The 9,663-nt window shown below is 41.5% G+C and carries 12 protein-coding genes; 1 reads left to right on the forward strand and 11 read right to left on the reverse strand.

All coding sequences use genetic code 11. The annotated features are described in order from the left end of the window. The 11 genes from B9T34_RS18615 to B9T34_RS18665 all read right to left on the reverse strand — a co-directional run. A partial coding sequence (locus B9T34_RS18615; RefSeq protein ID WP_416202727.1) for a 2-keto-4-pentenoate hydratase occupies positions 1-329 on the reverse strand: 329 nt, incomplete at its 3' end. 14 nt (positions 330-343) lie between these two features. Continuing rightward, a complete protein-coding gene (locus B9T34_RS18620) occupies positions 344-1,225 on the reverse strand; it encodes a SphA family protein (RefSeq protein WP_086214621.1) in 882 nt (293 codons plus the stop codon). A gap of 69 nt (positions 1,226-1,294) precedes the next feature. Beyond that, positions 1,295-2,122, reverse strand: coding sequence for an alpha/beta fold hydrolase (locus B9T34_RS18625; protein WP_086214622.1), 828 nt, complete (start codon positions 2,120-2,122; stop codon positions 1,295-1,297). Between the two features lie 63 nt (positions 2,123-2,185). Beyond that, complete coding sequence (locus B9T34_RS18630) at positions 2,186-3,106, reverse strand: catechol 2,3-dioxygenase (protein ID WP_086214623.1); 921 nt, start codon at positions 3,104-3,106, stop codon at positions 2,186-2,188. Between the two features lie 14 nt (positions 3,107-3,120). Beyond that, complete coding sequence (locus B9T34_RS18635) at positions 3,121-3,429, reverse strand: 2Fe-2S iron-sulfur cluster-binding protein (protein WP_086214624.1); 309 nt, start codon at positions 3,427-3,429, stop codon at positions 3,121-3,123. A 31-nt stretch (positions 3,430-3,460) separates the two neighbouring features. Continuing rightward, positions 3,461-4,522 (reverse strand): NADH:ubiquinone reductase (Na(+)-transporting) subunit F, encoded by a 1,062-nt coding sequence (locus B9T34_RS18640; RefSeq protein WP_086214625.1) that lies wholly within the window; start codon positions 4,520-4,522, stop codon positions 3,461-3,463. A gap of 11 nt (positions 4,523-4,533) precedes the next feature. Further along, complete coding sequence (locus tag B9T34_RS18645; protein ID WP_086214626.1) at positions 4,534-4,884, reverse strand: phenol hydroxylase subunit P4; 351 nt, start codon at positions 4,882-4,884, stop codon at positions 4,534-4,536. Positions 4,885-4,967: 83 nt separating this feature from the next. After that, a complete protein-coding gene (locus tag B9T34_RS18650; protein ID WP_086214627.1) occupies positions 4,968-6,503 on the reverse strand; it encodes an aromatic/alkene/methane monooxygenase hydroxylase/oxygenase subunit alpha in 1,536 nt (511 codons plus the stop codon). 70 nt (positions 6,504-6,573) lie between these two features. Beyond that, positions 6,574-6,843 carry an MmoB/DmpM family protein gene (locus B9T34_RS18655; protein ID WP_086214628.1) on the reverse strand — a complete coding sequence of 90 codons (270 nt, stop codon included), beginning with the start codon at positions 6,841-6,843 and terminating at the stop codon, positions 6,574-6,576. After that, positions 6,840-7,844, reverse strand: coding sequence for an aromatic/alkene monooxygenase hydroxylase subunit beta (locus B9T34_RS18660; protein ID WP_086214629.1), 1,005 nt, complete (start codon positions 7,842-7,844; stop codon positions 6,840-6,842). The genes B9T34_RS18655 and B9T34_RS18660 overlap by 4 nt, the downstream gene beginning before the upstream one ends. 32 nt (positions 7,845-7,876) lie before the next feature. Continuing rightward, positions 7,877-8,125, reverse strand: coding sequence for a phenol hydroxylase subunit (locus B9T34_RS18665; RefSeq protein ID WP_086214630.1), 249 nt, complete (start codon positions 8,123-8,125; stop codon positions 7,877-7,879). A 1,058-nt stretch (positions 8,126-9,183) separates the two neighbouring features. Here B9T34_RS18665 and B9T34_RS18670 point away from each other — a divergent pair. Continuing rightward, positions 9,184-9,663 (forward strand): nuclear transport factor 2 family protein (locus B9T34_RS18670; RefSeq protein WP_171265249.1); only part of this gene is annotated, 480 nt, incomplete at its 3' end.

The following is a 9,663-nucleotide window of genomic DNA, read 5'->3' on the forward strand; positions in this document are numbered from 1 at the left end:
AAAGCAATTTCCGCCTCAACCTTCGGCTGAATCAGTTTGCCTGGAGGAATCGCTTCACCGTCACCATAGGCCATGTCGGCAAACAGCATGCCAAAGTCTGGAGAATCCACACCCAGCTGTTTCTGCACAGCTACTGACGTCAGGCCAATTTTTCGGCCCACCAAACGCCGGCCGCTGTTTAAAGCACGTTCAGTATTGATGTCCTGAATGACATAGGCATCATCTACTGTGGCATCTTCACCCAGTTCTGATCGGATCGGAGCAATGGGTTTTAGTTTCTGTTCTGATTGATAAAGCTGTTCAGCACACATTTCTAAAATTTGGCTCATTGTTTAATGCCTCTTTAGAAAGACCAAACGAATTTCAGCCAAGTTGCATCGCCCTTAGGCCGATTTTCAACTTCAGTTTCTTTTAAATATTTGGCCTCTAAAGCCCAGCCATCTTTCTGATAATGAATGCCTGGACCATAGGCCAAAGCCTGACCTTTAAAATCAATATCAATATTATTGGCTTCATCTGAAGTCAGCTGTTTAAAAGCATATCCTTCTAGAGCCAAAAGCAAATTAGGGTTTAACTTATAGCCAATGCTGTAATCTGCAGCAAAGTAATCACCAGACTGATAATGAGTGTCATCATTTTCAGTATTGAAGCTATAAGACATTTTTGTTGAGACATCCCAACCCGATGGATCACTGTAGCTATAGGCTAAAATTGGTCTAAAGGTATAGTAGTTTTTACCGATATTAGAGAGCTGGTTTTTATCATAATCACCCGTTGGGAAAACGGTTTCTACAGCTGCTGCCCAATGGTGATTACCGCTATGCCAGCCCAGCATTGGCGCAAAAATCAAATCACCTAAACCGCTGTTATGATCTTGCTGTCCAGCCATATGCAAACGTAAATCAACCAAAGGCTGTGCTGCATAGAATCCCAACTGGCCGCCAAGCATTTTCTGCTCCGTCATCCAGACCAAACGCGGTACGAAAGCTTTAGCATCGATATCAAAATCTGGAATTAAAGTCTTTCCATCCGATCCAACAAAATCTGAAGCAGTATAATTTTGATAATAGGAAAGCAGATACACACCCGGTGGCGGCAATGCACCCGCCATTACACCTTCCGCACCTAATGCAAATGAGTCAGAACCATTTTCAGTTGCAAAACTATTGGCTGAAAACAAGCCAAAGAATGCACCTAAAACTAAGCTTAAATACTTAATTTTCATTTTTAAATCCTTATAGTTTCATTTGACGCCTGCACGCGGCCTTGCTGCAGGCTGTTACTTTATAAAAGGTTATTCGTTAAAAAAATTCCGCAGCAAACGTGAAAAACGCGCACTATGTTCAATTTGCGCCCAATGTCCGCACTCACCAAACACATGAAGCTGCGCATGCGGGATCAATAAAAAAAGCTGGGTTGAGGTAAATAAAGGAATCACTTTGTCCTCACGTCCATGAATGATCAGTGTGTCATGCGGCAGCTGGCTGATTTTGTCCGCAGGACTCACGAGCCCGTCCACCCAACGCTGGCGCGGAGCTGGGAACATCGCTGAAAATGACTCCTGAAAACCTGGGCGGATACTGGCTTGATAACGCAATTCTGCCAGTTCATCGGTCACCAGTTCTCGGCTATGCGCAAAGGTGTCCATCAACTTACGCATATTTTCAAAGGAAGGCTCATAGCCCCACACATTGTTTAAGCCTTCTGTGATTTCAAAAGGTACGCCTACACTGCCCATTAATACTAATCGGCGGACACGTTCTGGATAAGCAATTGCAAAGGCTAAGGAAATACTGCCGCCAAAAGAATTTCCGACTAAGTCTGCCTGTTCAATATTCAGAGCATCAAATAGATATTTCAGTTGCTGTACCCAAATTTCTTTACTGTATTGAACACCTGCTGGACGTTCTGTGTAGCCAAAACCCAGCATGTCCGGTGCAATAACACGGCGATCTTCTGCAAGCTCTGGCATGATCAAACGCCAATTCGCCCAAGCTGTAACACCCGGTCCCGAACCATGCACCATGACCACAGGAAATCCCTTGCCTGTATCATGATAATTCGTTAAAAAATTACCCGTTTGAATTGAATTTACGATTTCTGGATTAACACTTGCATTCATTTTTTATACTCACATTTGTCAATTACTGAACCTTAACGTTATTTTTAAATTTGGACTGCTCAATCAGGTCATGACATTAAAGAAGGTTTCGCTGAGTTTTCTTTCCGTGAAGAAAATTGCGCGCGGCAATTCATCTGCTGTCCAAGTCAAAGTTGGGCGGTCTGAATACCAGATATAACCGCCGCTGAAGACTTCATTGCGGTTACCTGACGGATCGAAGAAATACAGCGTTTCACCGCGAGTAATGCCGTGGCGTGTAGGACCAATTTCATGCGACACATCATGATTGGCAATCGTATCTGCCGCGGTCAGCACCTGTGCCCATGATTCAACAAAAAACGACATGTGATGCAGCTTGCCCTTATCTGGAGCAAAAATGAACGCCACATCATGCGGTTTATTACTGCATGACATAAAGGCGGCCATCATGGTGTCACCATCAAGTACTTGCTCAGCTAAATCAAAACCCAGCACATCTTTAAATAAACGATAGCTTTGCTCCACGCCTTCGCCCATCAAAGCACAGTGATCAAAACGGCTAGGATGAATCCCTTTTAAATTTTGAGCCTGAATCCCTGGATTGGTGGTTGGCATGCCATTGCCAAATAAATCTTTGTGCGCATACAGTTCAAAGACATGGCCTGTTGGTGCAGTAAAGCGTACCCGCTCCCCTGTAGCCAGATCTTCGCCTGCGGCAATCCATTCGATATGAATGCCATAATCCTGAATGGCTTGAGCCAAACGTTTTAACTCAACTTCGCTCACCACCTTAAAGGCCATACAATCCATGCCCGGTGATTCAGCTTCTCGTAAAATCAAACAGTGATGATCATGCTCATCCCAAGCTTTCAGATACACTCGACCTTTTGAATCACGCGCTGTTTCAATCAGCCCCAAAACATTGACATAATGCTGAACTGATTCTTCTAAATCTAAAACGCGCAGTGCGACATGCCCAGGGCGAGATACAGGTTTATTATTCATTTTGACTTCATCCTTTAAGTGATCTGCAATTGCTTCTTGCAGTTTTTCAACCCTAAAACTTCCACTTCTAAATCGCTTTCAGGATAGAGCCTGCATGCTAAAGCGATACCTTCTTCCAGCTCTTGCGTGTTCACATGCGCTTGACTCATCCTTTGACAGCTGTAGTTTCCTTTCGTGACACGTATCCTGCAGATCCCGCAACCACCGCCACGGCAGCCAACAGGAATACCTTTCTTTGCCAGTGACTGCATGCCTTGCAATAAAGTTTTTCCTACTGAGCATTGAAATGTTTCTTCAATATTTAATAATCGAATCAGGTACATCCATCCACCCTCCTCAAACCTGCCAATGGGCCTAAATATTCTTAAATAAAGGACTCCGCGTCGCTTGATTCGCAGCATCTGCAGCACTTAAGAATTTTTCCATGTGGATATCACGCTCGTATAAACGTCCACGGATCAATCCTCGGATCGCCGCTTCGATCATCGGCGGCGGTCCGCATAAATAGGCTTTATGATTTCTAAAATCATTGTCATAAATACGAATCGCTGCCTCGTGTACAAAGCCGCGCTCACCAGCCCACTCACTGCTTTCGGCTTCATCTGACAGCACAGGGAAATAACGGAATTGCGGGTATTGCTTCGCTAAATCTTCAAAGAATGACTGGTAATACAATTCACTGAAGTTACGTGCTCCCTGAAATAGCGTAATTTGACGCGTATCGCCACTTTCAAGCAGTTCCAAAATCATTGATTTTGGACTCGATAGACCCGAACCGCCGGCAATAAAAATGACAGGATTAGGATCAGAATATCGGGTATAAAAGCGGCCAAGAGGACCTGAGAACTTCAGCTGCTGTCCAGCTTCCAGATCATCATGCAGCCAACCTGTGCCAATACCGCCCGGTACTTTACGGATATTCAACTCAATTAAATTACTTTGAGACGGTGCACTGGCAATCGAGAAAGCACGCGGTTCATCCAAACCAGGAATATACAAATTGATATATTGCCCAGCTTGAAACTCCACATCTCCATCTACTTTGAGGAAGATGCCTTTAATGGTGGGCGTCAGTTCTACTATTGAATCTACAGTCGCCTCAAAATCCCGTAGTGGAATAATTTTGGCGTCTGGATCTTCATCAATTTCCACTTCAATGGTCAGATCAGATTGCGGAATGGCGCAGCAGGCCAAGGCTTTACCTTCAGCACGCTCCATATCCATCAGGGCAAATGGAGAAGCTTCGCCTAAATCCGCTTCACCTTCCATGACTTGAACTTTGCATGTTCCACATAATCCATGACAGCATGCATGCGGCAGCCATATCCCTGCACGCAAAGCAGCATCCAAAATATTTTGCCCTTCTTCAACTTCAATGGTTTGACCTAAGGGCTCAATGGTTACTTCATAAGTCATCGGCGCTCTCCTTAAAGCCCATTTAAGTTAGGCGTATTAAAACGGATATAAGATTTATGCCCGATTTCAAGGCTATTGAAGCTTGATTGAGCATCAAACACTAAAGGCTTCCGGTCATAAGTCCATTCCACTTTTTCCCAGTCAATCTGTGACCAATCGCTATGACTGGCAAAAACGCTTTGCGCCAATTGAGTTTCAATAAAATTTTGAAATTTCTGCTCAGGATCAACCAATACGGCGATAGGTGCGCTAATACTTAAATGACCATTCCACTCAACAAACAGGACATGCTGACCATCGAACTGGTCTTTAGCATCTCGAACTTTTCCTTGATAATTCGGTTTTAGGGCGATAACTGACATAAGAATCTCCTAGGCGGTGTTTCTTCCTGAAAACACCACCGATTTGTTATTTTGAGCTTTAAATTAATTTAGCGTTTGAATACTTAAACTGATCCGTTTGGATTCTTCCATTTGGCCCAGTTCAGTGCATCTGGCGATGTTTCAAAAGCCCCTGTATCTACACCAGGCTCTAAATACGACCAGCGCACTATATCGTCAGGTCCCGGCCCACCAGCTTTGCCCTTGAGAATTTGCTGGACGGGCAACCAAGCCTGTACATATTTCTCTGGTTCATCATCAAAGATGTCCTTACAGCCATCTGAACAGAATTGATATTTTTCATCTTTGTAAATGCTTTCACGCTGACGAATTGTGGTTGGATCATCGACTTCGGTAAAGATCATTGGGATCTGACAGGTTTGACATAAACAAGGCAGACTGGTGTTGTACCAACGCTTACCTTCATCTTCCTGCTTTTTCCACATCTCAAAACGCGGTTTATAATGTTCATCAAAACTGTTTGGATATTCTTTAGATAACCATTCCTGCTCTTCTTCGGTTGGCACCCAAGCATGCAAACCCGTACCCCAACAATATTGATAGAACATTGCCCAAGCCTGATGGGTGATATGGTCTTTTTCTTTAACTGAATCTTCCCAGTATTTCGGCATACGGATACCGTAGCGCTCAAGGTCTGCAAACAGTGCACCACCACTTTGTTCAAAGTAAATTTCCCAGCCTTCACGCCATGACATAATTTTCTTCGGCAGCATGTAATCCATCATCATGCCGACTAAAGTCAGCAGGCGATAACCGCGCCAAAACCATTTATCAATCCATTTTTGCACAATCGGCACATTCGCTGGATCTTGCTCCAATAAGAACTTAATCGCTTCCAAACCAAGCGTCATATGGCGTGCTTCATCTGACTGTGCAGAGAAACCAAAAGTCACCGTTGCCATATCGCCGTTATAAGCTGCGCCTGACATAAAAGGCATGAATAACAGGTTGGTCAGCACATATTCAAATGAGAACGACACTGAAACCAGATATTCAAATGGTCCCGCAGTCATCGCATCATTAATGAATGACTTCGGTACAGATAAATACCAAAGGCGGTCAAAGTTTTGCGGCCATGAATGGAAGCCGTTAAAGTAGCGGTTGTAGTGACTTAAAGTATGAACTTGAGTCTGGCAATGACGCAGTTCATCAATCGCCTGCATTTGACAGGCCACGCGTGAGCCCACCCCGCGCAATTGCCGTCCAGCCATCGCAAAACCGCGATGCGCGTTATATTCAATTGGGGTAACGCCAGTTAAGAAAAGTTTAATCGCATTAATATAACGCGCATCTACAACGTTTAAATGGCCATTATTTTGTGAGAAAGCATCAATAATTGCATAGAGTTTTCGTTCTTTCTCCGCTTGATATTTCCAATAAGCATCCATGGTTAAACGGAACGGATCTTCCCATTTATCCCAATCATGAATTTTAATGCCTTCAAATTTATCATATGGAAACACGTCATCCATTGGGACGTAACTGGTTTCCCAGCCTAGTCCACGTGTCATTAAACCGTATTTATCTTTTAAGCTCAGCTTGCGTGGCGCTTCTGCTGCCGCTTTTGCATGTATGTTCATGCCTATTCTCCGTAATCTTTATTGAGAACTTTCCATAAGTTCAGATTTTTAATTCATCGTGTTTTAATGCTTAACGGAACCATCCGACTGTGAAACTCTCATCTGTTTCGTCAATGTTTCCAGAAATACTGATTAAATTGATGTGTATCTCTTGCAGATCCCAAGTCCTGCCCAGAATTTCTTCTACAGATTCTTTGCGGATAATCAGCTGACCTGGGGCATCAATTTTCACCATCGCCGGGTAGTATTCAATTTTTGCTTCAGGGTTGTCCTGTTCTATCGCTTCAATAATGGGACGGGTGTCATCATTGGTTTGAAAGGCCATAAATACATTTTTCATGCAGCAGCTCCCTTTGCAACTAAGCCAATTTTGCTTAAGCGTTTTGCAAATACCTCATCAATCAATGCAATATCACTTTCATCTGCATCTACCAATTTAAGGAGTGAAATCGCAACTGCCTGAGCTTGGACTTGCCATTTTTCAATCCATTGCGAAATTTGCGCACGATTTTCTTTAGATTCTGCAGCAGTGGTTTTAATTACTGAGTTGACCCAAGGCTGCGTTTCATCGAACCATTCATTCATGAATGCTGTCAGTAAGCTAATGGCTGAAGCGCCATGTGCCACTAAATCACGGTCGATAATGTGTTTAACTAATGGGTAGATATAGCCATCAAATACCAGATTCTGTGCTACAAACAGTTCATACCAGTCTTTTAAGACAAGCATATTTTCAACACTTTCGCGCAGCGGCTGCCACAATGGATGTTCTAACCAGTTCTGTTTTGCCAACTCCAAAGAAGTTCCTTGGTTGCCATCGATAAGCAATCCAATACGTGTGATGTACTGTGCTGAACCTAGGCGGTCCATGGTGGCAAACATCGTTGCATTTGTCAGTGTTGCACCATAGGCATAACCTGTAATAAAACTGTTGTTCATGTTTGCGCCCCATTCATAATGGCGCAATGGAATGAGCAAGTTTTCAGCTTTGGTGACTAATTCTGCAGAAATCGTGTTTAAAACCTGATTTTTTTCCACAAAAGTAAAGTTGCTTTCAAGTACTTCCTGTTGACGGGCACGGGTTTGGGTATAGGTGCCGTAATACAATTGACGCGGATCTTTCAAGACATACCAATCTTTCATTTTGATCACAGTACGCGCTGTATCAAAAATCTCATGTTCAGGCTGCCATAAAGGACGATAGTGAAAGTTGATTTCTTCCTGAATGTCGTAACTGGCTTCTTGATAACGTGAAGCAACTTTGTCGCCAAAACGCTTCTCTACATAGGCATAGGTATTGCGAACTGGTTTCACACCAGACGTTTTAATATCAATTTGCATTTAAGATCTCCCTGATCTTTTTAACATTGCTTTTATTCTGTTATTCCAGGCTGTCCAAAGCGCCACTTCATCCGCTCATATTCCAATGCACAGACTTCATCAGCGGTTAAATACTGAACCTGATGAAATGCACAGAATTCCTCAAAGGCACTTACCGGCATAATCATTTCAACTGCAAGCTCTGGATCACCTATCGAGAACTCAAATTCGATAAATTTCGCACGCTGAGTCCCTGTTACATGAATAAAGCACGTCGACTGCTGCGAATTGGTTTGATGCATAGTGCAACTCCTCAGTACTTGTATGAGTATTATTGCAATGGCTATGCCAACTATTTATTTTATTAATTATCAATATCTTATAATTTTAACTGATTTTTTAGAAAGGTAGATTTTAAGAATTTTATAAAGTGGAAATGCAGCACTTGAGAATTTTATGAAGATTATAATTTTATTTGATGTTTACAATAAACAACGTCAACGTTCTCAAGATAAAGTAGTGATTCACCACTTTTCCACAAATTTTGCCGTAAAATTAATAATGAAATGATCTCAATGTTATGTCGTATTCGTCATACTTTGCATCCCAAAGTATTAGCTTATCGTGACCACCGCCTGCAGTATTTCCTCATCACTTGTCCAAGCTGTTTTACTAATTATTTGATTCAATATCAAATTGATATATCAATTATGAATAAAGTTTTTTTGACCCTGTCGAATTTTTTTATGCCAAACTGTTATCGCCTCAGACTAATCCAATAACTTATTGTTCCGATATTTTATGTATAAGCTAAAAAAACTAAGTTTATGAAAAAAAATTAAAAAAATAGCATACGCTTCCAGTGTTATTTATGGCTTATCAGCTTATTCTAAATTCACTCATTGATCACAATATGCTGACCAACTTATATGGTTTTAGGTAATTGCTATATTTTTGAAAAATATAATAATAATCAGGCAAGTTCTAATTAATCACCTTGTAGATCGTAGAAAATGCAACGCTTTCTATTTCTATAGCTTAATTTTGAGAGACTCAATTTAATGATAGAGATAGTTGTGCCTGAATTAACAATTGCGATAGCTTTAGATATTCTTATTGAAAATGAAATTTTGAGTTGAAGAGTTTTTGCTTCTTTTTAATTAAACCTAATTTGACTATTCTTTACTTAAAATAACCCACTCAGGCAGACAATGAATTCATAGCTGCAAGAAAAGTTAAAAGCAATTGGAGCTTTGATCAGCTAATTCTACTCAACATCCGATCTTTAGCACTATCTTCACATTCTATTCACGACATCCTATCTAAAGTAGCTAAATAAGATTGAAGATGGATAATGATTATGAACAATGCTAAAAAATTGATAATAGCCGCCCTTACTTTGCCATTGCTCTATATATCAGGCTGTAAAAGTATTCCCAGCTATTCTTCAGAGTACGGTCAAGCTCGAAGCAGTATCCAAGGTATTCAACTTGATGATGCCAAAGCCCTAGAGATTGGAACGCAATTTACTACGACTTTTAATACTTTGGGTACACCAGAATTTGTAGAAAAAGCCAGTTCGTTGTATGCAGACCAGCTATTTATTAATGATACTTTGTCACAATTTTCATCGCGCAGTAATTTAGTTGAGCACTTCAAAGGGATGAATAATCGCGTTAGCAATGTCACAGTCAAATTATTAAATACGTCTTATTATGATGATTCTGCCTATGTGCATTGGCACATGGCGTATGACTTTAAAATGTTTGGCACCACACGCACCATGGCCTCTTACGGCATTAGTGAAATAAAGATTAATGACAATAATAAAATTATCTTT

It is taken from the genome of Acinetobacter sp. ANC 3813 (assembly GCF_002135435.1).
Lineage (GTDB): Bacteria > Pseudomonadota > Gammaproteobacteria > Pseudomonadales > Moraxellaceae > Acinetobacter.

What these genes read in the sequence shown, in the direction of transcription:
- B9T34_RS18620 (WP_086214621.1), bottom strand. Translation starts at nt 1,225, where the DNA reads ATGAAAATTAAGTATTTAAGCTTAGTTTTAGGTGCATTCTTTGGCTTG.
- B9T34_RS18625 (WP_086214622.1), bottom strand. Translation starts at nt 2,122, where the DNA reads ATGAATGCAAGTGTTAATCCAGAAATCGTAAATTCAATTCAAACGGGT.
- B9T34_RS18630 (WP_086214623.1), bottom strand. Translation starts at nt 3,106, where the DNA reads ATGAATAATAAACCTGTATCTCGCCCTGGGCATGTCGCACTGCGCGTT.
- B9T34_RS18635 (WP_086214624.1), bottom strand. Translation starts at nt 3,429, where the DNA reads ATGTACCTGATTCGATTATTAAATATTGAAGAAACATTTCAATGCTCA.
- B9T34_RS18640 (WP_086214625.1), bottom strand. Translation starts at nt 4,522, where the DNA reads ATGACTTATGAAGTAACCATTGAGCCCTTAGGTCAAACCATTGAAGTT.
- B9T34_RS18645 (WP_086214626.1), bottom strand. Translation starts at nt 4,884, where the DNA reads ATGTCAGTTATCGCCCTAAAACCGAATTATCAAGGAAAAGTTCGAGAT.
- B9T34_RS18650 (WP_086214627.1), bottom strand. Translation starts at nt 6,503, where the DNA reads ATGAACATACATGCAAAAGCGGCAGCAGAAGCGCCACGCAAGCTGAGC.
- B9T34_RS18655 (WP_086214628.1), bottom strand. Translation starts at nt 6,843, where the DNA reads ATGAAAAATGTATTTATGGCCTTTCAAACCAATGATGACACCCGTCCC.
- B9T34_RS18660 (WP_086214629.1), bottom strand. Translation starts at nt 7,844, where the DNA reads ATGCAAATTGATATTAAAACGTCTGGTGTGAAACCAGTTCGCAATACC.
- B9T34_RS18665 (WP_086214630.1), bottom strand. Translation starts at nt 8,125, where the DNA reads ATGCATCAAACCAATTCGCAGCAGTCGACGTGCTTTATTCATGTAACA.